The organism is Novosphingobium sp. (genome assembly GCF_965228995.1).
In the GTDB taxonomy this organism is placed as follows: domain Bacteria; phylum Pseudomonadota; class Alphaproteobacteria; order Sphingomonadales; family Sphingomonadaceae; genus Novosphingobium.
In genome coordinates this window covers 3,684,956-3,711,486 of sequence record NZ_OZ245852.1, presented here as the reverse complement: position 1 = coordinate 3,711,486, position 26,531 = coordinate 3,684,956, and the positions used below count along the sequence as shown (strand labels likewise).

General features: G+C 65.9%; 13 protein-coding genes. All 13 read left to right on the top strand.

Translation table 11 applies throughout. The features are described from left to right. Positions 1–31 precede the first annotated feature (31 nt). Entirely contained in the window at positions 32–439 is a 408-nt protein-coding gene (locus ACO056_RS16950; protein WP_421848903.1) for an ExbD/TolR family protein, read from the top strand. 13 nt (positions 440–452) lie between these two features. After that, the gene (locus ACO056_RS16945; protein WP_421848900.1) at positions 453–1,154 is read left to right on the top strand and encodes a TonB C-terminal domain-containing protein; all 702 of its coding nucleotides are present in this window, start codon (positions 453–455) and stop codon (positions 1,152–1,154) included. Positions 1,155–1,190: 36 nt separating this feature from the next. Beyond that, positions 1,191–3,029, top strand: coding sequence for a putative porin (locus ACO056_RS16940; protein WP_421848897.1), 1,839 nt, complete (start codon positions 1,191–1,193; stop codon positions 3,027–3,029). Further along, entirely contained in the window at positions 3,029–3,559 is a 531-nt protein-coding gene (locus ACO056_RS16935) for a hypothetical protein (RefSeq protein WP_421848894.1), read from the top strand. Before ACO056_RS16940 ends, ACO056_RS16935 begins: the two co-directional genes overlap by 1 nt. Before the next feature lie 14 nt (positions 3,560–3,573). Beyond that, positions 3,574–16,803 carry a filamentous haemagglutinin family protein gene (locus ACO056_RS16930; RefSeq protein ID WP_421848891.1) on the top strand — a complete coding sequence of 4,410 codons (13,230 nt, stop codon included), beginning with the start codon at positions 3,574–3,576 and terminating at the stop codon, positions 16,801–16,803. A 259-nt stretch (positions 16,804–17,062) separates the two neighbouring features. Beyond that, on the top strand, positions 17,063–19,483 hold the full coding sequence (locus ACO056_RS16925) for a glycosyltransferase (protein ID WP_421848888.1): 2,421 nt from the start codon (positions 17,063–17,065) through the stop codon (positions 19,481–19,483). A gap of 11 nt (positions 19,484–19,494) precedes the next feature. Continuing rightward, positions 19,495–20,532: an NAD-dependent epimerase/dehydratase family protein gene (locus ACO056_RS16920; RefSeq protein ID WP_421848885.1), complete on the top strand. Its 1,038-nt coding sequence runs from the start codon at positions 19,495–19,497 to the stop codon at positions 20,530–20,532. Between the two features lie 170 nt (positions 20,533–20,702). Further along, a complete protein-coding gene (locus ACO056_RS16915; RefSeq protein ID WP_421848882.1) occupies positions 20,703–21,053 on the top strand; it encodes a hypothetical protein in 351 nt (116 codons plus the stop codon). Between the two features lie 59 nt (positions 21,054–21,112). Beyond that, positions 21,113–22,354, top strand: coding sequence for an NAD-dependent epimerase/dehydratase family protein (locus ACO056_RS16910; protein ID WP_421848879.1), 1,242 nt, complete (start codon positions 21,113–21,115; stop codon positions 22,352–22,354). Positions 22,355–22,402: 48 nt separating this feature from the next. Further along, positions 22,403–23,830 carry a hypothetical protein gene (locus ACO056_RS16905; protein ID WP_421848876.1) on the top strand — a complete coding sequence of 476 codons (1,428 nt, stop codon included), beginning with the start codon at positions 22,403–22,405 and terminating at the stop codon, positions 23,828–23,830. Continuing rightward, positions 23,827–24,684, top strand: coding sequence for an ABC transporter permease (locus tag ACO056_RS16900; protein ID WP_421848872.1), 858 nt, complete (start codon positions 23,827–23,829; stop codon positions 24,682–24,684). Before ACO056_RS16905 ends, ACO056_RS16900 begins: the two co-directional genes overlap by 4 nt. 4 nt (positions 24,685–24,688) lie before the next feature. Next, the gene (locus ACO056_RS16895; RefSeq protein ID WP_421848869.1) at positions 24,689–25,432 is read left to right on the top strand and encodes an ATP-binding cassette domain-containing protein; all 744 of its coding nucleotides are present in this window, start codon (positions 24,689–24,691) and stop codon (positions 25,430–25,432) included. A gap of 137 nt (positions 25,433–25,569) precedes the next feature. After that, on the top strand, positions 25,570–26,529 hold the full coding sequence (locus ACO056_RS16890; protein ID WP_421848865.1) for a hypothetical protein: 960 nt from the start codon (positions 25,570–25,572) through the stop codon (positions 26,527–26,529). The last annotated feature ends 2 nt before the right edge of the window (positions 26,530–26,531 follow it).

The window sequence follows — 26,531 nt, the reverse complement described above, 5'->3', positions numbered from 1 at the left end:
CGCTGGGCTAACCCACGAAAGGAACTGACCGATGGACGTTGGTGGCGGCCGCAAGGCCTATGACGACATCAATATCACCCCGATGCTCGACCTCGCCTACGTGCTGCTCGTCATCTTCATCCTGATGGCGACGGCTTCGGTGCAGGGGATCAAGGTGGACTTGCCCAAGGCAAGTTCGGCCAAGAGCCTCGAGCAACCCAAAACGATAGCCATAACCGTCAACAACCAGGGGCAGATCTTCATGGACGCCTTCCCGGTGACGCTGGCGGATCTCGAGACGCGCCTGCGCAACGCCAAGGCATCCAACCCGGACGTGCCGATCGTGCTCAAGGGCGATCAGACCGCACAGTATGGCAAGATCACCGAAGTGCTCGACTTGTGCCGACAGCTGGACCTGAACAAGGTCGGCCTCGTCACCGGCAAGCCGACCGCGTCCTGATCCGAGCGAACCGGTGGTCACCCGAGTCCCCCAGCCCGATCCGGAAACGGAAGGTGGCGCCAGAAAATGGCTGCCGCTCTTGCTGGGCGGTGTCCTGCTGGTGGCCGTGCTGTGGTATGTCTTTTCGCAGCTGACCGCGACGAGCGGAGTAAAGGTCGAGGCGCCGCCGCCGCAGGCGGTCGAGATGCTGCCGCCGCCTCCTCCTCCGCCGCCGCCGCAGCCCCATCCGCCCGAGCCGCAGGCGAAGCCCGACCCGGCGCCTGTCCCGCAGAACGAACCGCCCAAACCGGCAGCTGCTCCGGTGACGATCAATGGCCCCGCGCAGGCCGGTTCGGACGCGTTCGGCCTGCAATCAGGCACCGGCGGCGGCCTCGGCGCGCCGAGCGGCACGGGCAATTGCGCCGGGCTCAATTGTGGCGGCGGGGGCGGCGCGAGCATGGGCGAGGTGTTCTACCGCCGCTATCTCAGCGCCGTGCTGCAGGAGCGGATCTCACGCGACAACCGGCTCAACCGGCTGGTCTTCGCGGCCGACTTTGCCATCACGATTTCTTCCGGCGGCCGAATCACGCAGGCCTCGCTGCTCAAGAGCAGCGGCAGCGGTGACCGCGATGCTGCGCTGCGCAGCGTCCTGATGGCCGTCAGCAATCTCGACCCGCCCCCGAGCGGCGTCCGCTTTCCGCAGCGCATCACCGTGCGCGGAAAGCGAGCCATCTAAATGACTGGGTCCAGGACCATGCAAGAAGGACGAACAATGATGCGCGCGAATTCGGGCGGTACACCCCGCCTGGCCCTCGTGGCGGCGGGATTGCTGGCGGGCACCGTGCTGGCGCCAGCCTCAGCCACCGCGCAATCGGCCGACGCTGGGGCTGCGGCTGCGCAGCAGCCGTCGGGCAACGCGATGATCAACCTCGTGCGACTGCTTGTCGCGCAGGGAACGATCACCCGCGAGAACGGCGACAAGCTGATCGCGCAGGCCATCGCCGAAGCGGATCAGGCCAATGCCGCCGCGCGCGCTGCGCAGGCGGTGCCCGGCGTGCCGTCTGGCGCTGCAACCGGGGCTTCCGCTGCGGCGCCGACGGCGATGGCAGCGCCGCCGCAAGGCACGATGCGGGTGCCCTATATCCCGCAGGTCGTACGCGATCAGATCCGTGACGAACTGCGCGCCGATGTCATGAAGCAGGCCAAGGCCGAAGGCTGGGCCAGCGCCGACAAGGCCGCGCCCGAATGGACTGAGCGGCTGCGCCTGTTCGGCGATTTCCGCATCCGCTCGCAATCGAACCTTTTCAGCAAGTTCAACTCGACCCAGCTGCCGAACTTCCAGGCGATTGTTGCGGCCGGGCCGCTTGACCTGATCAACAACCAGATCCCGTTCCTCAACACCACGGTCTCGCGCTACAACCAGCTGCGCTATCGCCTGCGGCTGGGCGCCGAGGCGAAGATCACCAACGGGATCAAGGTCGGCATCCAGTTAGCCTCTGGCAACGATGCGGGGCCGGTAGCGACGGCGAGCAACCTTGCCGGCGGCCTGTTCAAGCGCAATCTCTACCTCCAGCAGGCCTATATCGAAGGCGAGCCGACGACGAACGTGACGCTGTGGGCCGGGCGCTTCGAGAACCCGTTCTGGACGACCGAGGCGCTCTACGACAACGATCTGATGTTCGACGGCGTCGCCGCCGAGGCGCGCTTCAACCAGCGGCTGTTCGGCGCGCTCGACTGGACGGTTCGGGCGGGCGCTTTCCCGCTCGATTTTGGCGGCACCAACTTCCCCGATACGGCGACATCCAAGCTGACCAGCCCGCAGAAGTGGCTGTTCGCCGGGCAGCTTCAGGGCACCCTGCATCTTGCCGGGCATACCGAGTTTTCTTTCGCTGCGGGGTGGAACAAGTTCCTCAACCTCGAGGGCCGTCCGTCCGAACCCTGCGCGCTGTATCTTGGTGTGACGCAGTGCTCGAGCGACCAGACCGCCGCGTTCTATGTTCAGAAGGGCAACTCGCTCTCGTTCATCCGGCGCATCGTGCTGGATCCGAGCCTGCCTTCGACCACGGTTCAGGCGCAGCCGCAGCTCCTTGGCCTGACCCAGCCCTACACCGTGCTCGATCTGCGCGGCCAGCTCAGCTTCCCGCTACAGGGCGAAAACCGCGTGACGTTCGGCGGCGAGTATCTGCGCAACCTCGCGTTCCGCAAGGACTACGCCTGCCGCTACGGACAGGCGGGCCAGCCGGTCAACAATGGCGGCAGCGGCGGCAGCGGCAACATCTGCGATACGGACACGACCAAGCGTACGCCTTATGTCGCAGGCAATCAGGGCTACAGCTTCACGCTTGAGGTTGGGCGGCACGAACCGTGGAACTTCGGCGAATGGCGCGCTTTCGGCGAATGGCGCTCGCTGGAAAGCGATGCGGTGCTCGATGCCTTCACCAACGACGAGTTCCATCTCGGCGGCACCAATGCACGTGGCTTCATCCTCGGGGCGCAAGCTGGGCTGTTCCACAACACCAACCTGCAGGTGCGCTGGTTCAGCGCCAACCAGATCACTGGCGAGCCACTGGCCATCGACGAGGTCATGATCGACCTGAACGCGAGGTTCTGATGCGCACTCTGCTTCTGCTGGCGGCTTCGGCCATGGCTTTCGCCTCCCTCATCGGCCCAGCGCACGCCGCTGCGCCTGCGCCGACCGCGCAGATCGACCGCGCACCGGCAGACGCCGCTGCGGGCGCCGAAGCACAAGTCGAAGCGCTGCGCGAGCGGCTCCTGGCGAGCCAGCAGACGATTGCCACGCTGGAGCGGGAACTCGCCGAAGAGAAGAACCGCAGCGTCGCGTTGGACCGGTGCCGCGTGAAGAACGGCAGGCTGGTGCGCATCGGACGCCAGTTGGTGGAAGGCTATCAGGCCCGCTATCGCCAGAGCCACAAGGACCCGTTCCAGCTGGGCCGCCGCCGGTTCGAATTCGAGATGCAGGCGCTGTCCGAAGCGCTTTACGACACGCAGACCGAAGTGCCGCCGCGGCCAGCGGACCAGCCGGCTCCCGCTGCCGGGGACGCTGCACCAGCGCCTGAAGCGGCCACGCCCGAAAAGCCCGCCCCAGAAGCGCCCGCTCCGGCCGGCGCAAGCGAATCCTGAGCAGGGCAACCACGATGACCCACCACACCGCCCGCGCTGCATTCTCCGTCCGCGCTCTGCTCGGCAGTGTGAGCGGGGGCGCGCTGGTGCTCGGCATTGCAATGCCGCAAGTTGCGCACGCACAGCTCGCGCAGATCCGCGCCAATGCCGGCACGGTGACGGTGGGCACCGTTTCTTCGGGCCCGACATCGGGCACCTTGCGCAGCCCTTCGATGCAGGCTGCCGTCGCGCGCCAGCAGGCGCTGCAGGACCGCGCCAAGGCGCTGGCGGGCTATGTCACGACCGCCCGCAGCGCGGCGCTGGCCTCGATCCGGAAAACGCCGACGGACGGCATCTCGGACAAGGGCCTGAACCCGATCGCGCCGGTGCGCGCGGCGACGCTCTATGTCGCCGCGGGCGCGAGCACGACCACGATCAAGGCCAATGCGGTGCCGGATTCGGTCAGCGCGGCGAAGGATCCGACCGGCGTCAACACCTGGGAAGGCGCCAGCGCGCCGGTCCAGACCACCGACAGCGCCGGCAAGGTCACTGTCACGATCGACCAATCGCAAAGCCGGGCGCTGCTGACCTGGCGCAACTTCGACGTCTCGTCGAATACCTCGCTGGTCTTCAACCAGAAGCAGAACGGCGTTTCCCAGAAGAGCTGGAGTGTCGTCAACCGCGTGGTCGATGCCAAGGATCCCAGTGTGATCCTCGGTTCGATCAAGGCCGATGGCACCGTGCTGATCCTCAATGGGGCGGGCGTGCTGTTCGGCCCGAATTCGCAGGTCAATCTCCACTCGCTGGTGGCGAGCAGCCTCGAACTCGGCAACTTCGCTTCGGGCGTCACGGCGGTCGGGCAGAAGCAGTTCTTCGTCGCCAGCTCGATCAAGGACCGCAACACCGCCTACCTCCAGAACGGCCTGCTGCTCTCGGGCGTGTCGAGCTACAAGGCGCAGTTCCTTTCCGCCTTGTTGCCGAGCGGGCTTTATGACGTGACGAGCAGGCTGCCGGTGCCGAGCACGCTCGAAGGCGATGTGGCGGTCTACGGCGGCGCGCAGATCACGGCGGATTCGGGCGGCATGGTCGTGCTGGCCGGCCCGACGGTGGTGAACGCCGGCGTCATCAATGCATCCGATGGCCAGGTCAGCCTCCAGGGCGGCCGGCTGATCGGCGCCACCACTTCGACCGGCGCTGCGGGATCGGCCGATCAGAACGTGCGCGGGCTGATTTTCTCCACCCAGACCCCTTCCGCCCCCTCGGCGCCGAGCGACTCGCAGCCCGATCAGGGCAGCGTGGTCAATTTCGGCCTGATTTCATCGCGGCGCGGCTATCTCTCGCTCGGCGCCGGGGTGTTCGGCACAGTCGAGAACACGGGCCTGCTCAGCGCAACGACCAGCGTCTCGCGCAATGGCAAGATCGCGCTGATCGCGGGGTCGGTCACCCTGACGGGTTCGGACGACCTCAACCACGCGAGCGGCATAACGATCACTCCGGACGACAACGGGGAGACGATTCCGCAAGGCAGCCCGGGCAGCCCGCCCAACTTCAAGACCTCGCAGCTGACGGTCGGGGCGTCGATCTCGAGCTACCTCGCAGCCGATGGATCGGGCGACGTAGCCCTGCTGCCCTCGATCTTCCACATGGAACGCAATGCCTTCGTCTTCGCGCCCGGTGCGAAGGTGGTCATCGGGCACGATGCGGCGCTGGGCAATTTCGCGATCAATTCCGCGGTGCGCGCTTCGGTCACGATCGACGAAGGCGCGATCATCGACGTTTCCGGCCTCAAGGATGTTTCTGTAGACGCCTCGCGCAATGCGGTGACGATCAACCCGGCCAAGCGTAACGAACTGCGCGACACGCCGAACTACCGCGAACTTTCCGCAGACGGCCGCTTCACGCTCAATGGCGAGAAGCTGGTGGTCGATCCGCGCATTTCCGGCGTCCGGAGCGACGGCGTTGCCTGGGTTGGCTCGCCGCTGCTCGAAGCGGCTTCGGCAACCAGCCAGATCCCGGTCACGGCCGCGGAACTGCTGACCAAGGGCGGCACCATCAGCATCGATATCGGTGCGGTAACGGCCTCCAACAACCTCGACGCCAGCACGCTCGGTGCGATCAATATCGCGCGCGGCGCGCTCTTTGACATCTCCGGCGGCTGGACGAGCTACAAGGCGGGGTTCCTCGCCACGACCCGGCTGATCACCAGCGACGGGCGTATCGTCGCCATTGCCGATGCGGACCCCAACGATTCCTACGTCGGCGTGGCGGACGGGTTCACCGTCAGCCAGCCGCGAACCGGCACCACCGACTCATTCGGCAGCGCGGTGATCGCAGGCGGCCGGTTCGAGGCCGCTTACGATGAGGGCCGCGACGCTGGCGCGCTGATGGTCGTGGGCAGCCAGATTGCCTTTGACGGCACAGTCAAGGGCGATGCCTTTGCCGGGGCCAACCAGATCGCCGCGGCGACCGAGCCGACCGGAACCTCGTCCATCGACGGCGATCCGCGCAAATTGCAAAAGGGCGCGGCGCAGTTGCCTGCGGGCGGCCTTTTCCGCATCGGCGCGTTCAGTGGCAGCTCGGATATCGGACTCGGGCAGGATATCGCGGTCAATCGGGGCGGCCTTGGCGGCGGCATAGCGACGCTTGCGCTCGATGCCGACATGCTGCGCGGGGCAGGTCTTTCCGCGCTGATGCTTCAGACGAGCGGACGGGTTTCGCTTGATGCGACCCTGCGCGGTGATGCTGCCCTGACGCTGGTCGATGGCGGTATTCTTGCAATCGACGCGGGCCGCTCGATCACGCTTGATGGCGATGTGCGGATCGCGGGCGGGCGGATCGCCGCGCGCACTTATGCCCTCTCCTCGGTGTTTGCCGCCGGCATCGGCACCGTGGGCAACCCCTTCCGCAGCGATGACGATATCTCGCTCATCTATGCGAGCGCCGATGATGCGCAGCGGCTGTTCGACCTTACCGTCACCGGCAAGCTTTCGACAGCCGGGCGGTGGGTCAACGACTTCGCCCAGAAGAACGCGCCGCTTGGCGCGGCATGGATCAACGGCGGCTCGATCAGCCTCACGGTCGCACCGCGCGTTTTCGTACCTGTAGGTGCGAGCGCGAGCGCGGCGACCCGCGCGGTCGATCTTTCGGGCAGCCTGACCATTGCCGGATCGGCCCTGCTTGATGTGAGCGCGGGCGGCTACGTTTCGGCGCAGCGCCGGTTCAGGCTCGATGCGGCGGGCGGCGATATCACCCTGCGCAACGAGACGACGTACGCCTCGGTCGTGCCGATCCTCGCCGATCCGGCAGACAGCGCCGGCGGCGTGGTGCAGGGCCAGGGCGTTTCCTTCACGCCGCTCGATGCGACACCATCGACGGTTGGCGTGACCCCGGCGCTGGTGCCCGCCGAGCAGCGCAGCGTGGTGTCGTTCTCGGCCTCGTCGCTGCGCGGCTTCGGGTTCTCGGGCGGCGGGGCGTTCAACCTCATCTCGCCCGATGTGGTCTTCGGGACTGCCAGCGGAAGCGCCACGGCCACCCGCATCGGTCTCGATTTCCTGCAGCAGACCGGGTTCGGCACGCTTGGCGTCACCACTTATCATTCGCGGCTGGTATCGAACCTGTTCGACAACGGCAGCACCGGCCTATCCGCCTTCTTCGACACGACCAGCCTCACGATCGGGAAGGGCGAGACACTCGACCTGACGCAAGTGACGCTGCCGACCGTGCTCGAAAGCAATGCGCAGCAGCGGCTGCTGACGCTGGCCAGCGGCGGGGACTTGTTCTCGGTGTTGCAGCCGGTGGTTCCGGTGGATGCCTGGTATCGCAAGGCCGCCAACCTCAAGCTAGGCGGGCTGATCGAGCTCGACGTGCTCGAAGGCGGCAGCATTACCGGCGCGGTCAAGGCGAGCATTGTTACGCCCAAGTTGTTCAATGCAGGCTCGATCGTGCTGCACGGCGGCTCGATCACGCAGGAGGCCAGGCTGCCCTCCGCGCTCGATGCGAGCGGCATCGGTCTGGTTGACAAGGCGCAAGGCGGCAGCGGGTTCGATGCGGTGTTCGGCGCGGCAGACGCGCAGGGCCGCTATCGCCTCGATGCGCTCAATACCGCCGGCCTCACCAACGCCGATGGTTCGGTGCAAACCAACAACCAGATCTTCACGACCCCGGGCGCCGAGCATTTCCTCTACTTCGTCGGCAAGCTGGGGGCGAGCGAGGGCGTGGAGCTGGGCAATGGCAGCGTTACCGACCTCTCTGGTGCGGTGCTGTACGATCCGACCGCGCCTCTGCGCAGCGACGGCAGCCAGTACCGCTTCGGCAAGCTCTTCGCGGGCGGTTCGCTGACCACGGCTGCCGCCTACCGGCCGCAGACCGACACCAGCTACGCCTTGTTCGAGAACCCGGCCTACGGCTTCCCGGCCTATCCCGATCCGACCAGCGCTTCGCCAAACCCGCCGCCGCAGCTGGCGAACGTTGCTGCGCGCACCCTTGTTGCGCGGCCGGGTGCCATGCTCGATATCAGCGGGATTTCGGCAACGCTCGATGTTGCCGTGAGCGCCATCGATTATGCCCCGTCGCTGCAGTGGAGCAACGGCGGCACTCTCGCGCTGCGCGGGGGCGGATCGCTCTCTGGCGCGATCGTGCGCGCAAATGGCGGCACCGCGCAGGCCACCGGCGGAACGCTGGCATGGCTGCGTCCCGTGATCCAGGCCGCCGACGACGGGCGAGGCCTTGCCAATGTCGCCTTTGCCGATGGCATCGAGCGCGCCGGGTTCTCCAGCCTGATCGCCTATGGCGGGCTGACGCTCGATGGCAAGTTCACGCTTTCGCTCGGCAAGTCGCTGCTGGTGCAGTCTGCGCCGCGCCTTAACGAGGATGCCGTGGGCACGAACGCCGCCGTCGCGATTTCGGCGACACGCGGGACCGACGCCACCATTTCTGCGCCCTACATCGCGTTTGCCAGCCGCAGCGGGGCCGTACAGGCCTCCACCGCCGCGACCGGGGACGGCAAGGTGCGGTTCTCCGCCGGGGCATCGGGCATCGATGTCCTCGGCAGTGTACTGTTCGGGCCTTCTATCGCTTCCACCCGGCTCGACAGTGTGGGCGATGTCCGGCTCATCGGTGTCGACGACCGCAACGACCGGACCCAGCTGCCGGTGCTCAATGGCAGCGTGGTATCGGCGGGAGACCTGACGTTCGATGCGGCGCGCGTCTATACCGCGACGGGCGCGGGCAATCTGCAGCGCATCCTCGAAGGCGAAGCGGCCGGCACATCGACCGCCAAGCTGACCCCTTATCTGATCTCGGCGCTGGGTTCGTCCTCGATCACCTTCCTTGGCGATCATATCAACAAGCAGACGCCGCTTTCGGCGGGATCCTATCTCAGGATCACCGCGAACAAGGTGTTTCAGGACGGCTTTCTTGCCGCGCCGCTCGGGCGGATCGAATTTGGCACCTCCGCGGCACCGATCGACACGCTGGTGTTTGGCGCAGGCAGCATCACGACCGTTTCGGCGGGCGGACAGAAGATCCCCTACGGCACCACGACCGACCTCAAGGAATACTTCTTCACCGCGGGCAGTTCGTCGCCGATCACCGTGACGCCTTCGGGCGAATTGCGGCTGACCGGCAATGCGATCACGGTGCAGGCGGGCGGCCTCGTCGACGGATCGGGCGGCGGCGACATCTTCGCCTACGAATTCGTCTCGGGCACGGGCGGCTCACGCGATGTACTGAGCCGGTTCAATACCGATGCGTTCAGCTCGAACGACTACGACACCGCGACCGGCACCGGTTACCAATATGCCGACCACCGCCAGGTCTATGCTCTCGTGCCCGCCGATACGGCGGCGAAGATCGCGTTCTACGATCCGATCTATTCTGCGGACTATGTCGGCGGCTCCTCGCCGACCAATCTCTATGGTTCGGACGCGGGCCTCGCGGTGACGCTCGATGGCGGAAGCGGCATCGCTGCGGGCCAGTACGTGCTGATGCCCGCACACTACGCGCTGCTGCCGGGGGCCTACCGCATCGTCGAAAACACCGACACCTCTGCGCCAGCGGCCGGCGCCTCGCAAGTGCTGCGCGATGGCAGCATCGTCATGGGCGGCACCTACTCGACCGCCGGGACCGCGCTTGCGGAATCGGCGCGCCGGTCGTTCACCATCATGTCGCACGATACGGTGCTGACCTATTCGCGCATCGAGACGACCAGCGGCAGCACATCGATTTCCGATGCGGCGAATTCCGCCGGCAAGGCCGCCCCGCGCCTCGCGCTCGATGCTGCGCGCGTGGTGCTGGCGCCGCTTTCGTCGCTCAAGGTCGAAGGCACCTTCAACATGGCGCCGGGCACCAAGGGCCGCGGCGCCGAAGTCGACATTCTCGGCCGCGATATCATCATCAATCATTCGGGCGAGGGCGACGCGGGCTCGCTGGTGCTGAGCGACACCACGCTTGCCAAGCTCAATGCGGCGAGCCTGCTGATCGGCGCGACCCGGCAGGACAATACCGACGATACCACCACGCTCAATGTCTTCGCCAACCGGATCACCGTGGGCGCGAGCACCCGGCTAACCGTGCCCGAAGTGATCTTCGCGGTAGGCGGGCGGGGCGCGCGGCTGACGTTCGCCGACGGCGCGAAGATTACCGCGACGGGCACTTTGTCCGATACCCGCGCAGGCGATTACCTGATCAATTCCGGCACGGCGGTCGATCCCACTTACGATCAGACCGGGATCGGATCGATCCTGCGCCTTTCCGGCGGGCCCGAGCGCCTTGTCGCGCGGGTTGGCACCGTTGCAGCCGCCAACACCAACCGCCTGGCCACGCTCGACATCGGCGCAGCGTCGCTGACCGGTGCATCGCTGCTGATGGAGACGAGCCGCAATCTCACGGTGGATGATGGCGCGCAGCTTGAGGCTTCCCGCATTGCGCTGGTCGGCGATGCGCTGAGCTTCGGCACGGCGGGCGGGATCGGCGCGAAGCTCGAGGCCAAGCTGGCCGCCGCTGATTCGCTCACCTTGCGCTCATCGGCGCCGATCGCGTTTCTCCCGGGCAGCCGGCATGTTTTCCGCAGCCTGACGCTGGACACGCCCGCTGTCGCGCTGGCAGGCTACACCGGGGGCAGGGATACGCTGACGCTTGTCAGTGACAGCCTGCGGCTGACGAACTCTTCGGGCAAAGCGGCGACCTGCTCCACCATTTCGGGCGCGCTCTGCGGTTCGACGGGCAATGTCCTCACCATCGAGACCGGCACGCTGACGCTCGGTTCGGGCACGCTGCGGCCCTACAGCTTCGATGGCGGGCTGAATCTTACCGCCTCCAAGGGCATCTACTATTCCGGCAAGGGCAAGCTCGATCTCGGCAGTGCGTCGCTCACGCTGGTGACGCCGTTCATTGTCGACCGCGCCGCCGTGGTCGACCTGACCAAGGCTTCGGCCGCGGCGAGCGACACGGTCACGCCCGCGGGCAACTACACGATCCCGGTCACGCCCGACTATACCTTCGCGACGACCGGCGCGGTCGGCATTTCCGCGCCGGTGCCGGCTGCGGGAGCGGCTGTGCCCACGGCCACCGGCATCCGCGCACCGGGCGCTCATCTGACGTTCGGCGGCGCTGGCAGCCCGGTGGACAGCCTGACCGTCGATGGCACGCAGATCGCGGCCACGGCCGGTGTCATCGATGCGCAGACAAAGGGCGCGATCACGCTGTCAGGCTCGGCCTCGCTGGCAACGGTCGGGTTCAGCCGGACTTATGGCGACAGCACCACCACGACGACGGTTTCGGCGGGCGGAGGCACGGTCAATCTCGTTTCGCTGGGCGGCGGCATCGTGCTGGGCTCCGCTGCGTCGATCAGCATCGACAACGGCATCGGCAATGCCGGACGCCTGAACCTGCTTGCCAGCAACGGCGCAATCGCGTTCGGCGCCACGCTCAATCCGGGCGTGACGGGCAGCCGCCTTGCCTCGCTGACGTTCGACGCCGGCCAATCGGCGTTCGACCTCGACGGATTTGCCCAGCGCTACGGCACCCTGTTCGGCGGCGATATCGCCATCCGTGCGGGCAAGGGCGACATGACGCTGGCGGGCGGGCACCGCCTCAAGGCTGGTTCGATCTCGCTGACGGCCGATGGCGGCAGCATCGTGATCGGCGGAACGCTCGATACCTCGGGGGCAGATCTTTCCAAGCTGACCGCAGTCCAGGCGGCACAGGCCCGCGTGAACGGCGGCGACATCGCGCTCTGGGGCATGGCCGGGGTGACGCTCCAGACCGGGGCGCTGCTTGATACGCACAGCTCGGGCTATGCCGATACCGACAGCCGGCAGGCCAGCGCGGGTGACGTTACCATCGGCATCGGCAACACCGGCGGGGCGATCACCATCGCCGACGGCGCGAAGCTGGATCTTTCGGCGACCCGCACCGTGGCGGCAAATGCTGATGGCCGGACCGGAAACCGGCTGCTGCCGCGGACGGTCAAGGATCCCAGCACACTCGTCAGCACCACCGTCTATGATTTCGTTGCGGCAGATACCGGCGGCAACCTCACGCTGCGCGCACCGGTGTTCGGCGCCAATGACGACAAGATCGACTTGCGCCTGCACGGCCTCGTCAGCGGTGCGCAATCGGTCTCTGTCGAGGGCTACAAGACCTATAACCTCGACGAGATCGGCACCTCGGGGCTCTACAGCGGCGTCATCGCGACGCCCAATGCGGTGTTCCTCGACACCACGCCGGATGGCAACAACATCCTCTCCGATGTGTTCAAGGGCGCTGACGGCACGGCCTCGATCCCCTGGTTCATCCAGCATTTCGGGGTGAGTGCGGTCGACGGCAGCAGCCTTGCGGGCATGCGCCTGCGCCCCGGCGTGGACCTCGTTTCCGCGACCGACATTGCGCTGACGACCAACTGGAACCTTGCGGCTGGCACCGTCAACGTGGCCAAGGCCATAGCCGACGGGCTGATGACCGAAATCCCCGAACTGGGCCCGGGGCCGGGCAACAAGCCCTACTACGCGGTTGTCGCCGGGCAGGAAGGCAATCTGCTCGAGAACTATACCGCGTTCCTCTACCGCGTCGGCGCCAAGGCGAGCGGCGAGGCCGGGGTGATTTCGCTGCGCGCGGGCGGCGGCCTCGATATCGCGGCAAGCATCAGCGACGGCTTCTTCACATTTGCCGACAAGTCCGACCCCACGTGGATCAACTACCAGCTCGGCGGCGGAGACCGGACCTACAATCCGGCGCTGCTGCTTTCATGCGGGACCACGCTCGATTGCAAGTCGCTGGCCAATTTCACCGACGTTTCGGGCGGAAACACCGCGGCAAACGCTGACAACACGCTCGTCGTCGCCCTGGCGAAGTTCTATCAGGGCGCGCAGCAGGGCGATGTCGGCGTCGCGGCGCCTTATATCGGGCGCAACAACGACGTTACTGCGACGGGCTATGCGATCGATCCGAATACGGGCGAGCTTTCGGGCGACGCCCTCGGCTTTGCGCAGCTTTTCCCGCTGCTCTCGGATGGCTCGGCGATCCGTTCCACCAGCCTGCGCTTTGCCGCGGGTGCCGGGACTTCGGTCTCGGCCAATCCGCTTCATGTCGACCACGCGACCAACGCCAACATCATCGTCGAGGGCGAGAAGAGCTACGCGCTGACCGCCACGCAGGGCAGCGCCCGCATCGGCACCGGCGTGAACCTCACGCTTGCTGTCCCGACCAGCGCGGTCGGTGCGGGGCCTGTCTTCACGCTCGACAATCTCCTCGGCCAAGGCGGCACCGGCAGCGCTGCGGCGGCAGGGCTTGCCAGCGATACCTACACGACGATGACCTGGGGCACCGGCGCGGTTGGCGCAGCATCAGAACTGCGCAGCGCGGCACAGGCCTATTTCGGCAGCAGCAACGCTACCTTTGTGCGCAACAGCGCGGGCGTCATCACCGGGGTGGCCGCGCCGCTTGGCGCCATGCTCGGCTTCCTGAACCAGTCGCAGGGCCTGATCCTCGAAGGGATCAAGGCCGGCACGGGTGGCTATCCCACTGGCACGCTCAAGGCGCCGACGGTCGGGAATTACGGCTCGCAAGTGGCCTATACGCACAGCCTCGTGCGCACCGGCGATGGCAGCATCGATCTTGCCGCATCGGGCAACATCGATCTGCGCGGCGGGGCCGATGCGATCTATCGCACGGAAAAGGGCGTCACGTCCTCCGTCTCCCGTTCGACCAATGCGCAAGTTGGCGGGACGGCGATCTACACCGCAGGGCACCGCGTCGCAGCCTCGGCGCTGCTCGCCAATGTCATTGGCACCAATGCGCTGATGCGCGCGCCGGTGGCCAGTCCTTACCAGTCGATCGCGGCGCAGGACGGCGGCTTCATCCCGTCGCCGAAGGGCTTCGATGAGCAGGCCGCCGTGTTCGCGACTGGCGGCGGCCGGGTCACGCTTGATGCCGGCGGCAGCATTCTCGGGCGGCGAGACGTCTGGTCCGAGACGTTCCTCGGTTCGGGCGCTTCGCTCGGCAACAACCTCGTGTCGAGCTTCGACGTGACCCAGATCGGCGACAGTTCGCAGCGCTGGCGGCCCGGCGTGGTCGGCCAGGACACCGAAATCGCCATTGCGCCCAAGTATTTCACCAGCGGCGTGGGCGCGCTTGCGGGCGGGGACGTCACCTTGCGCGCAGGCGCCGATGTTTCGGATCTGACCGTTGCACTCGATTCGGCGGTCACCACCGCAACGGCGAGCACTGCGAGCGGCACTTCGACGGCACTCGTGCAGGTCAATCTCGGCAGCGGCGACCTTGACGCAACGATCGGCGGGAACCTCGCTGCCGGTCAGATCGACGTCGCGACTGGCCGCGCGACGATCTCGGTGGGCGGCAGCGTTACGGCCTTTGGCGAGGAGCGCATTTCGTCAACCAGCGACGATGCGCAATACCTGCGCCTGCGCACCAGTGGCAGCGCCGTCACGCTTAGCGCGCTGGGTGACATCGCGTTGGCCGGGGTTTCCGCGCTGGGCGCCTGGCGCGACGGGAACGCCCGGGGCAAGTACGATGCGGCAGGTTTCTTCACGCCCGAGGCCGCGTTCAGCGCGGTGGCAACGGGGAGCCTGCGCTATATCGGCAACCGCGTCGATCAGACCGTGCCTTTCCAGATCGGCGCAGGCAATGCCGGCATCTTCGCCGGCCACGTGCTGACGCCGCATCTGTCGCTCGCCGCGCTGGAAGGCGATCTCACGATGCCGGCGCTGCCGTTGCTGCTCTACCCGGCGCCGACGAGCAATCTGCAGCTGTTCAGCGCGGGCAACCTGTCCTCGCTCGTCATCGCCATGAGTGACAGCGATCCGTCGCTGCTCCCCGGCGCATTCTCCGCTGCGGAGATCAACCTCGATTCGCTGACGGCATCGGGTTCGGGCAACGTCACCGCGCTGGCAGGGCTTGGCTTCGGCCTCCCGGGTGTCGACATCACGACCAGCGACACACTGCTGCGGCTCTATCACAACGAGGCGAGCACGCATGCCGGCGACCACACGGCGGCCGAGATCTACGCCGGCGGCGATATTGCCAACTCGGTGATCAACCTTGCCAAGCAGGCGCGGATCACCGCTGGGCGCGATATCGTGAACCTCTACTTCACCGGCCAGAATACCTCCGCCGCCGATACCACCACGATCACTGCCGGACGCGATATCCTCGGTACGACGACATCGTCTGCCTCAGCGAACCTGCCCTACATCGTCAGCAGCAACTTCCTGCTGGGCGGGCCGGGTACGTTCCAGGTCCAGGCCGGGCGTGACATCGGGCCGTTCATCAACTCGGCAACAATCGACAACATCAGCTATGCGGGCGGCATCCAGACCGTCGGCAACGATGCCAACCCGTGGCTGGCCCCGGTCGGCGCGGATCTTTCCGTGCTGTTCGGCGTCGGCAAGGGCATCAACTACGACGGCCTGACCACTACCTACCTCAACCCCGCCAATGCCGCGAAGCTCGATGGCGCGCTGTTCGTGCAAGTGACGGACGAGCTGGGCAACGATCGGCCGGACTGGACTAAGCCGATCTATGCCCCGATCCTTGCGACCTGGCTCAGAAGCCATGCGCCGGATGCCTTCGCGGCGATCTTCGGCTCGACGTCCTATCCCGATACCACCGACGGCAATGCCGCGCTGGCGGCCGCTGCCTATGGCCGGATGACGGACCTCTATACCGCGTTCCAGGGGCTCGATCCGCTGCTTCAGCACGGCTTCCTCGTGAAGGAGCTGTTCTACAACGAACTCCAGCGGACCCCTTCGATCCGCGCCTATCGGGCCATCGACACGCTGTTCCCCGCCGCCTGGGGCTACACAGACAACCTCGCCCAGTTCACCACCGATCAGGCGACGGTGAACGCCGATCATCCGCTTGGTCAGCCGGTGCGCAAGCTTGCCGACGGCCAGCCGGTCAAGGCAAACCAAATCGTCACCGGCAGCATCGATCTCCGGCTTGCGACGCTCGAAACCACGCGCGGCGGTGACATCACGATCCTTGGGCCGGGCGGCAACTTCATCGGCGGTTCGGTCGTGCGTACGTCTGAACAGGCGGCGCGGCGCGTCAGCCGCTTCGGCGTCGGTCCGACCTCGAGCCTCGCCTACGGGCAGATCAACAACACCAACGTGCGCGCGATCGACAGCATCCCGATCGGCTACGAAGGCGTGCTGAGCCTGCGCGGCGGCAAGATCTACAGTTTCACGGACGGCAGTTTCCTGGTGAACCAGAGCCGCGTGTTCTCGGTTGGCGGCGGCAACATCGTGATGTTCTCGTCCAACGGCGATCTCAATGCGGGCCAAGGGCCGCGGAGCGCGTCCAACTTCCCGCCTGTCACCGTGCGCTTCAACCTCGACGGCTATGCCGAGGTCGATAGCGCGGGTTCGGTATCGGGCGCGGGTATCGGCGCATTCAAGCCTACCCCCGATTCGCCGGCCTCGTCGGTCAGCCTGATCGCGCCGGTCGGCACCGTTGACGCGGGTGACGCGGGCGTTCGTGCTTCGGGCGACGTTGTCGTCATCGCGGCGCGCGTTGCCAACGCCGATGCGATCAGTTCGTCGAGCGGTTCGATCTCGGGCGTACCCGCCTCCGCGCCGGCAGCGGTGGCAACGCCGGCAGGCGCCAACGCCGCAGCCACTGCGCAATCGAACGGACAGAACGGCAATGGCAATGCCGACAAGCGCTCGATCATTACCGTCGAAGTGCGCGGCTTTGCCGGGTCCGACCCGTGCGATGATCCGAACGATCCGAACTGCAAGACGAACTGACCGAGATTGACACATTCGATGACGAAAAAACCCCGGCTGTCATCGAAACACCGCCAATTCGACACAAATGTGCAACGCGTGCCGCATACTGCCGAACGGGGTTGAGGGGGCATATTGACCGCACATCGGCGTGGGGACGCCGGCGGTTGTTTCGCGCCTGAAACTGCGAACGAACACCTTCACCAGTTTGGCCGTGCGGGCGGCACATCGCGATTTTCGCGAGACGCTGCCGTGCGCGCTACGAAGTGCGAGAGAGGCCTTGTCAGCACGGCGCAGCACTACCAGCAAGGGCACGGCGCGGCGCAAGGCGAAAGCAGGCGCGGCGATCAACGATGTCGAACGCCTGCTGTGCTCCGCGTCGCCCGAGGGGCGGCTCGATGCCTTGCTGCCGCGCGCCGGCAAGGCCTGGGCGATGGAGTTGCCCGGGCTCGGGATGTTCGGGGAGTGGCCGGAAGGTACGCGGCCGACACGCATCTGCATTGCGACCGAGCAGGTCATGGGCCCGGTGCGCAACGGCGGCATCGGCAACACCTACGGCGCCCTTGCGATCATGCTGGCGGAAGCCGGGTTCGATACGACCGTGCTCTACTTGCGCGGCACCAAGGTCGAGACCGATACGATCGAGCACTGGATCGACCATTACGCAAAGCTCGGCGTCAAGCTGGTGCCATGCCCCGATTATGCGGCGGCGGACGGCTTTGCATCCAATGCCGATCGCTGGCTGCGCGTGCCCTACAACATGATGCGCCATCTGATCGAGCATCCGATGGATGTCGTGCATGTCTCGGAATGGCGGGGCGCGGGCTACCTTTCGCTGCTCGCCAAGCGGCAGGGCCTGGCGTTCAAGGACACGCTGTTCCTGGTCAAGACGTCGTCGCCGTGGATGTGGAACCGCCTCTATGGCTCGCACACGCTTGAGCGCGCGGACGATCTCGTGAAGATCCATGCCGAACGGCGCAGCGTTGAAATGGGCGATGTGGTGATTGGCGGAAGCCTCCACCTGCTGCGCTGGATGACGAGCCAGGGCTATGCCCTGCCCGAAGGGCGCTGCTTCGTGCAGCCCAACGTCGCCACTTTCGCCAAGCTTGAGACGCTGATGCACCGCCGCGCCTTGCCGCGCGGGCAGCGTACGCCGATCGACGAACTCGTGTTCTTCGGCAGGCTTGAGGCGCGCAAGGGCCTCTTCATCTTCTGCCAGGCGATCCGGCGGCTGATCCGCAAGGGCGTGGCGCTGCCGAAGCGGATCACGTTCATGGGCAAGCCGGGCGGCCGGATGCCCTCACATCCCGATCACGATACCGACGATTTCATTCGCGAAGTTTCGCGGAGCTGGCCGGTCGAAGTCCAGATCCTCACGGATTTTCAGCAGTACGATGCGGTCAAGTATCTGCTGGATGGCGCGCGGCTGGCGGTCATGCCTTCGATTATCGAAAACAGCTCGATGGCGGTCTACGAAGCGGCGATCTGCGGAATTCCCTGCGTCGCGACCGATGTTGGCGGCAATTCCGAACTTATCGCGGCCGGGGACCACGAGGCGGTGCTGTGCAAGCCGCACCCGGTCGCGCTCGGCGACAAGCTGGAAGAAGTGCTGCGCCTTGGCGGCATGGTGCCGCGCCCCAGTTTTGACAACCATGCCAATCTCGATGTGTGGCGCCGCTTTCACCGCCAGCTGGGTGGCCCGCTGCGCGAAGAACTGCTCGATAAGGCGCGGGGCAGCAGCGAGCCCGCCTTTGCGTCCACGGCAGCAGTCGGGATTTACTACACGGGCGATCTCGCCGCTTTAGAAGAGACGCTCGCGAGCCTCGCGCAACAAGATGGCACGCTGGCCGAAGTGCTTGTTGCGGTCGATGCCGAAGAGGCCGGGGCGCGCGATGCCGTTTGTGACGCGCTTTCGCGGCATGCTTTCGCGCACCGGGTGGTGGATGCCTTCGATCTGGATGCGGGTGCGGCTTTCAACAAGCTCGCGGGAGAGACCCAGGCGGCGCGGATGCTGTTTATGTGGGAAGGCGCATGGCTCGCACCCGGTGCGCTGGCGACGCTGGTCCGCTGCGCTGAGAACGCGCAGGCGCACGTGCTGACCTACCTCTACCGTGAGCGCTCCGAGACCGGCGGAGACAAGCCAGGAAAGCTGCGCGCGACCGTGATCAGCGGACCGACCGACAGCTTTCTGTGGAACGATCTCGTCGAACTGCCGCTGATGGTGGACCGCGCCGCCTTCCTCGATCTGGGCGGGTTCACCACCGATTACCGCGTGCTCGGCCACGAAAGCGAACTGATCGCCCGCGCGCAGCTTGCCGGCCTTGTCTGCCAGACAGTCATGGCCGAGCTCGGCACTATCCAGCCGCGCTCGCCGGCGTGGATGCAGCAGCGCGGCTATGATCTCTCGGCCAGCAGTTTCCGTCTGATCCGCCCCATGCTTGCGGCCACGCCGCTCGGCATGCGCGATCTGCTGCTGCTCTCGCGCGGGATGCACCTGCGCGCGGCAGCGGGTGAAGCCAAGGCGCGGGGCGGCGATGCCGGGGGGCCGGAAAACGTGCTGATCCGCATGATGGCCGGGCTCGCCCGCAATAGCGTGCGCCGCGTGAAGCCGGTGCAGCAGGACAGCAACAAGGATGGGGTATCGCTACCGTCAGGGGGAACGATGCCGAATGCAAAACCTGACCTTCGCGACAGGGTATGATGGGGCGGTCGATGAGCAAGAAGATACTGGTTACGGGCGGCTGCGGCTTCGTGGGTGCCAACCTTGTGCCCCGGCTCGAAAAGGCCGGACACTGGGTGCGTGTGCTCGATTCCGAGGCGCTCGGGCGGCGCGAATATCTCGGCAGCTTCGAGGGTGAATTCCTGCGCGGCGATATCCGCGACAGCGATGCGCTGGACACCGCGCTGCAGGGCATCGACGCGGTGATCCACCTTGCGGCCGATACGCGGGTGATCGATTCGATCGAGGATCCGCTGCACAACTTCGACGTCAACGTGGTCGGCTCGTTCCGCCTGCTGCAGGCCATGCGCGCGCGGGGCGTGCCGCGGCTGATCAATGCCTCGACCGGCGGCGCGATCATCGGCGACGTACCGCCGCCGGTGCACGAAGGCCTCCTGCCCCGGCCGCTCGCGCCCTATGGCGCTTCGAAGATGGCGGTCGAGGGGTATCTTTCGGCGTGGAGCGGCAGCTACGGGCTGCGCTCGCTCTCGCTGCGGTTCGCCAATGTCTATGGTCCGCGCTCGTTCCACAAGGGGAGCGTCATCGCGAGCTTCTTCAAGCAGATCCTGCGCGGCAAGCCGCTGGTCGTCTATGGCGATGGATCGCAGGTGCGGGACTTCATCTTCGTCGGAGATCTGTGCGATGGCATCATTCGCTCGCTGGATTGCGATGTCTCGACCGTGATCCAGCTGGGTTCGGGCGTGCCGGTTTCGATTAACCATCTGATTGACCTGATTCGGGACGTTGTCGATCCGCTGCCGGTGCGGGTGGAGTATCGCGACGCACGGCGCGGCGAGATCGTCGAGACCTGGTGCGACATCTCTCGGGCCCGCGGAATGCTGGGATTTGAGCCGTCTACCCCGCTTCACGAAGGCCTGAAGAAGACATGGGCATGGTTTCGGCGCAGGAACAAGCGAGCTATTGACCGACTGCTGGTCGCCAGCAGCGATGTAGCAACCCTGTCACAATGGCAGCCTATGGATTTTGCAAGGGGCGAAGAATCAGTAATCGATACTGATTTATCCATTTGAATATATTGGGTAAATTACGCAGTTGATTCTGATCATACTACAGTTCGCACGAGATCGATTGCAAGACTAACTCGATGGTATTCGTGCCGTGGAGTGTCTGGTTACTGTAATCCGGCGTCCAGCATGGACTGTCGGTCCGAAGTTTTGCGCCTTTTTGGGGGTAGTTAGAAATGCTTCTTTTCATTGACGATACCCGCACGCTCAAGCTCGTGCGCCAGCCCGACAATGGACCGCGTGAGGTTCTGGGCAAGGTGAAGAAGCATGATCTGCAGCTTCCCGAGGAAATTCTTGTCCAGCTCGATACCGGTGAGATCGAGGAAGTAGAAGCGGTGTTCGATCTGATGACCGAAGGCGAAGCACACCGCATGCGCGCCGCCGCCGCTGCCTTCCCCACCACCGTGCGTGAAGTGCTTGCCTACTATAAGGACGGTGCTTCGCCAGTTGAACAACGCTGGATCCTTGGTGCGCTGCTCGAAGGTCTCCGCGTCGTTCGCCGCCACGACCGGCAGGCCCTGGCCTGAAGTCAGGTTCGGCGGCGGCAGACCTATGCCCGCCGCTTCCTCCTCAATGGGGTGGCATCATGGAAACAGTCATCATTCTCGGCGGTGACGGCTTTTGCGGCTGGCCTACGGCGCTGCATCTGTCGCACATCGGCTACAACGTCATCATCGTCGACAACTTGTCGCGCCGGAAGATCGACATTGATCTGGGTGCCGATTCGCTCACGCCCATCCGTCCGATCGACGTGCGGATCGAGGCTTGGCGCGAAGTCAGCGGCCGCACCATCCGCTTCGAGCGGCTGACGGTCGGGCAGGACTATGACGCGCTGGTCGATCTTATCCGCCGCGAACGCCCGAAGGCCATCGTACACTTTGCCGAGCAGCGCGCCGCGCCCTATTCGATGAAGGGTTCGGCCGAGCGTCGCTACACCGTGCGCAACAATCTCAACGGCACGCATGATGTGCTCTCGGCAATCGTCGAGACCGGGCTCGATGTCCACCTCGTCCACCTCGGCACGATGGGGGTCTATGGCTACGGCACGGCGGGGATGACCATTCCGGAAGGCTATCTGCCCGTGCGGGTGGACACGCCGGCGGGTGAGCAGCAGATCGAGGTGCTCTACCCGGCGCATCCGGGCAGCGTGTACCACATGACCAAAGCGCAGGACGCGCTCTTCTTCTGGTACTACAACCGCAACTACCAGACCCGGATCACTGACCTGCACCAGGGTATTGTCTGGGGCACGCAGACCGCCGAGACTTCGGCCGATCCGCGCCTGATCAACCGTTTCGATTATGACGGCGATTACGGCACGGTGCTTAACCGCTTCCTCATGCAGGCGGCAGTCGATTATCCGCTCACCGTGCATGGCACCGGCGGGCAGACCCGCGCCTTCATCCATATCCGTGACAGCGTGCGCTGCATCGAGCTCGCCATCGCCAATCCGCCGGCCAAGGGCGAGCGCGTGGCGATCATGAACCAGATGACCGAAACGCACCGCTTGATCGACCTTGCCCGGATGATTTCGGACATGACCGGGGTTGGTTACCAGCACGTTCCGAACCCGCGCGTGGAAGCGAGCGAGAACGAGCTGAATGTGTGCAATGCCTCGTTCCTGAAGCTCGGCCTCAAGCCGACGCATCTGCGCGAGGGTCTTGCCGCAGAGGTCTCCGAGATCGCGCGCCGCTTTGCCGACCGCTGTGACCGGAGCAAGATTCCGTGCCACTCGCATTGGTCGACCGAGCGGTCTGAGCAACGCCCGGGGCCGACGCTGATGCTGGTGAACCGGAAGGACGACCTGCACTTGCCGATTGCCATGTAGGCCGGCTGCCGGGGGCACGACGCGACAATGCTGGGGGATTTCGAGACAATGGTTGGTGAACGCGAAGGCACGCCGCAGGCGGGGCCGGCGGCTGAAGGTGAAACTGCGCCGGAGAACACCGTAACCGGGGGCGATCTCGCTGCCCGGCTGCCGCGTGGCCGCACCGCTGTCCGCAGCGGAGAGGCTCCGCCGCCGCTGCGTTCGGCGCGCGAGTTCTGGAGTGCGGAAGCCACCCAGGCCGATCCCGCCGTGCTGCCGCCCGGCACCGAAGAGGTGCCCGACAAGGGTGTGTTCTTCACGCGGCCTGCCGTGATGAGCGGCATTCCCGCCGCCGAGGGCGGGGCGGGCGATCAGCAGATCGCGCTGCCGCGCCGCCGCACGCGCAAGTCGCTGGGCCGGCGCATCTGGTTTGGCGCGTCCTTCATCGCGCCGGTGGTGCTCGGTGCGATCTACCTCTTCCTGCTCGCGCCCGATCAGTACACGACCGAGTTTCGTTTCAGCGTGCGCGTGCCTGTGGGCCAGCCGGGGTCGATGGCCTCTGGCGGCGCTTCGCTTTCGGCGCTGTTCGGCGGCAACCCGACGCCCGGCACCGACCTGCTCGATAACTTCACCGTCGCCGATTATGTGCGCAGCCAGCAGGCTGCGGTCGACCTCGACAAGAAGGTCAACTTGAAGGTGATGTACAACAAGCCGTCCGATCCCTTCTCGCGGGTGGGTGATGGCGCCTCGGCCGAACGGCTCGCGCGGTATTGGAAGAACATGGTCTTCTCCGATTACGACGTGACCACCGGTCTCGCCGTGGTCCGCGTGAAGGCCTATTCCGCGCAGGACAGCTACGCGATCGCCAACACCTTGCTGCAGCAGTCGAACGATCTGGTGAACCAGATTGGCCAGCAGTCGCAGCAGGATACCGTCCGTTTCGCGCAGCAGCAGGTGCGCCGGGCGAGCCAGCAGGTGACCGATCTGCGCCGCCAGATTGCGGCCCTTTCGGCCCAGCGCAAGGGTATCGACTCCCCCTCCAGCGGCGTGTTCCGTGCCAACGGTGATCTGTCCACCAACACCCGCACCAATATCGCGCAGATCCAGGCGCAAATTCAGGTGCTGATGGCGCAGCTGCACAATCCCGATGCGCCGCAGATCCGCCTGCTGCGCGAACAGCTTGCCGCCAACGAGCGCGCGCTCGCGGCTTCGGTTGACGTGGTTAATTCCGAGCAATCGAACCAGTATGCCGATCTCGTAGGCCAGCTTCAGGCTTCGCTTACCGTGCTGTCCAACGCGCAGGCGGCGCTCAGCAATTCGCAGGCGATGGCCGATGCGCAGCGTGTCTACCTGACGACCTACGTGAAGCCCCGCGTGGGTGAGAGCCCGAGCGGTCCTGATCGCCTTGCCGAACTGATGCTGTTGGCGGTGATCGCCGCGATGGTCTGGATGATCGGCCTGCTCGTGAGCAATTCGGTCATGGAGCATGGCCGGTGACGTCGACTTCGTCTGGTTCAGTGGCCGGCCAACCGGGTTCCGAGGGCGCACTGTCGCCCTGGAATTCGGTGCGGGTGGCGCTGCGCAGCCAGATCAATGTCTTTACCGCGCTGCTCTACCGCGAGGCGGAAACGCGCCACGGCCAGAGCTTCGCGCTCGGCTATGCGGCGGCGGGCGTCGAGCCGCTGGTGATCGTCGCGACCATCGGCGTGCTGTTCTCCGCGCTCAGCCGCACGCCGCCTTATGGGCACAGCCTGCTGCTGTTCCTCGGCACTGGCGTGTTCCCGATCTACCTGTTCATCCACACCTCGCTGCGTATCCGCCAGCCGCTCAACACGTTGGCGCACCGCAACCGCTTCCCGATCGAGCGTCCGCTCGATCACCTTATGGTCCATGCTGTGCTGCATGTCGTGAGCAGCGCGGCGGTCGCGGCGCTGTTCTTCCTCGGCCTCTACTGGTTCGGCGGGGTGGAAGCGGCGATCCCGTATGACCCGTTGACGGCGGTTACGGCCCTGTCGACGCTGTTCCTGCTCGGTCTCGCCACCGGTATCTTCAATGCCGTGATCGCGCGGGTGGTGCCGGTGTGGGACATCGTGTGGCCGGCAATCGCGCGCGCCTCGCTGCACTTTTCCGGGCCCTACTTCGTTGCCGCTTACCTGACGCCTTCGCACCGTTTCTATTTCGGGCTCAACCCGGTGATGCACGGCGTGAACTGGTTCCGGCATGCATTCTATCCGTTCTATCCCCAGGCCCTGACAGACCATTTCTATGTGCTGATGGTCTCGCTGGTGCTGTTCACACTCGGCCTGCTGCTCGAGACGGGAACGCGCCGCTATCTTGAAGAGAAGGAATGACCCGATGATCCGCGTCGACGGACTGAGCCACGCCTACGCCAAGGGCCGGCCGATCTTTTCGGAGCTGGACCTCGTTATCCCGACGAACCGGCGCGTCGCCATCCTTGGCGGCACTGGCAGCGGCAAGACCACGCTGCTCAATCTGCTGGCCGGCATCGAAGCGCCGCAGAGCGGGCGCATCGAGCGCCACGCGCACCTGTCCTTCCCGGGCGGTTTCCAGCGCGGCTTCCGCCAGACCAGCACTATGCGCCAGAACGCGATGTTCGCCGCGCGCATCTACGGCGCCGATCCGGACGAGGTGGTGGAGTTTCTGAGCGACGTCTGCCTGATGCAGGATGAGCTCGAATTTCCCTTGCGCGAGCTTTCGGTGCAGACGCGCATCGCGTTCAGCTACCTGCTGACCTACACGCTGCCGTTCGATTGCTACCTGTTCGACAACGTGATCGGTCCGCCGCAGCCTGAAGTGCGCGAGCTCTGCGCGCGGCTCTATGCGGCGCGTGCAGCCGAAGCGGGCACGATCCTCGCCACGCGCCAGCCGCGCCTGGCAGAGCTCTATTGCGATTGCGGGATCGTGCTGGGGCAGGGCGGCGCCCGCTTCTTCGATACCATCGCCGATGCGCTGGCCGCCTTCGACGGCAGCGCGCAGCCGGCGGCAGCGCCAGCCGCTTCGACAGCACCTGTCGCCGATCCGATCGACGAGGCTGCTGCCCAGCCCGCAGTGCTCACCGAAGGTGCAACTTCGGCGTGAAGCGCAGGGCCGCCCGATCCTGGAGCGTATGCGCGGCACTTGCAGCACTTCTATGCTGCGAGCCTGCCGCTGCTGCGCGCCGCGGGGAGGGCGCACAATGCTTTGCTGCGACGGATCCGGCGGGCCTGCCGTTCCGGGTGTTTCAGCAGGCGCCCCCGCCGCAGCGCGGTGGTGCGGGCTATGACCACTATCCGCTGACCGATGCCGCCACGATGCAGCTGGGCAAGCTTGCCACAGCGAAGCGCGGCGTGGGGTTATGGTACTTCCAGTGGGGCAACCGCTCGACGGCGCCGCTCTATAACCGCGCCGGGGTCCTGCTGCCGCGCAAGCCGAACTTCCAGCCCGCTTCGGGTGCGCTGCGCCGCCAGCGGACCCCTTTCACCACCGTCGAGCGCGCCAATGCCTGCACGCTGGCGCAGACAGCCCGGCTGCTCGGCATCGATGCAAAGGGCGCAGCCATCGCGCGCGAGGCGGGGATCACGCTCGCCGCTGAGCGCGAGCGGCCCGATGTCGGCGCAGTTGGTCCGGCGGACCTGTGCGTGCTCGCGGCCAGCCGCTTGCCCCGCAGCGCTACCGGCATCTTTCTCGATTACGAGGTGGGCGACGGCCGCACGCCGGAACAATCGCTCGCGTTTTTGCGGCGCTTTGCCGAACTGGTGCGGGGCGCAGGCCGCAAGGCCGGGGTGATGATCAACCCGCTCGATGCGCCGAGTCAGGCGTGGACCGGGATCACCGGGCCGGTCGCGCGCGAACTGGTCTCGCAGTTCGATTACACCACGATCTGGCTTTGGGCCCGCAACGCACAGGGCGATCTTCCGGCGAGTTATGCCCGGCAGATGGAACTGCTGCGCCAGGGCGGCAAGATCGACGGGAAGCGGGTGCTGGCGCTGTTTGATCTCGCTGGAACGACCGAGGCCGATGCGCGCTTCGTCCACGAGGCGATCCGCCGCGATGGCCTTGCCGGTGCGATGTTGTGGCGCAACCGGGCAGTGCAGGGCGGGCCCTGCGACAGTCCGGTCAATCGCAAGACCGCCCTGCTGGTGTTCGGCCGGCTGTTTGGCGCTGAACCGGCGCGCCGGTCCGAAAAGTTGATGTAGGA

Coding starts and splice junctions, on each gene's coding strand:
- ACO056_RS16950 (WP_421848903.1), top strand. CDS start 32: ATGGACGTTGGTGGCGGCCGCAAGGCCTATGACGACATCAATATCACC.
- ACO056_RS16940 (WP_421848897.1), top strand. CDS start 1,191: ATGATGCGCGCGAATTCGGGCGGTACACCCCGCCTGGCCCTCGTGGCG.
- ACO056_RS16935 (WP_421848894.1), top strand. CDS start 3,029: ATGCGCACTCTGCTTCTGCTGGCGGCTTCGGCCATGGCTTTCGCCTCC.
- ACO056_RS16930 (WP_421848891.1), top strand. CDS start 3,574: ATGACCCACCACACCGCCCGCGCTGCATTCTCCGTCCGCGCTCTGCTC.
- ACO056_RS16920 (WP_421848885.1), top strand. CDS start 19,495: ATGAGCAAGAAGATACTGGTTACGGGCGGCTGCGGCTTCGTGGGTGCC.
- ACO056_RS16915 (WP_421848882.1), top strand. CDS start 20,703: ATGCTTCTTTTCATTGACGATACCCGCACGCTCAAGCTCGTGCGCCAG.
- ACO056_RS16910 (WP_421848879.1), top strand. CDS start 21,113: ATGGAAACAGTCATCATTCTCGGCGGTGACGGCTTTTGCGGCTGGCCT.
- ACO056_RS16905 (WP_421848876.1), top strand. CDS start 22,403: ATGGTTGGTGAACGCGAAGGCACGCCGCAGGCGGGGCCGGCGGCTGAA.
- ACO056_RS16895 (WP_421848869.1), top strand. CDS start 24,689: ATGATCCGCGTCGACGGACTGAGCCACGCCTACGCCAAGGGCCGGCCG.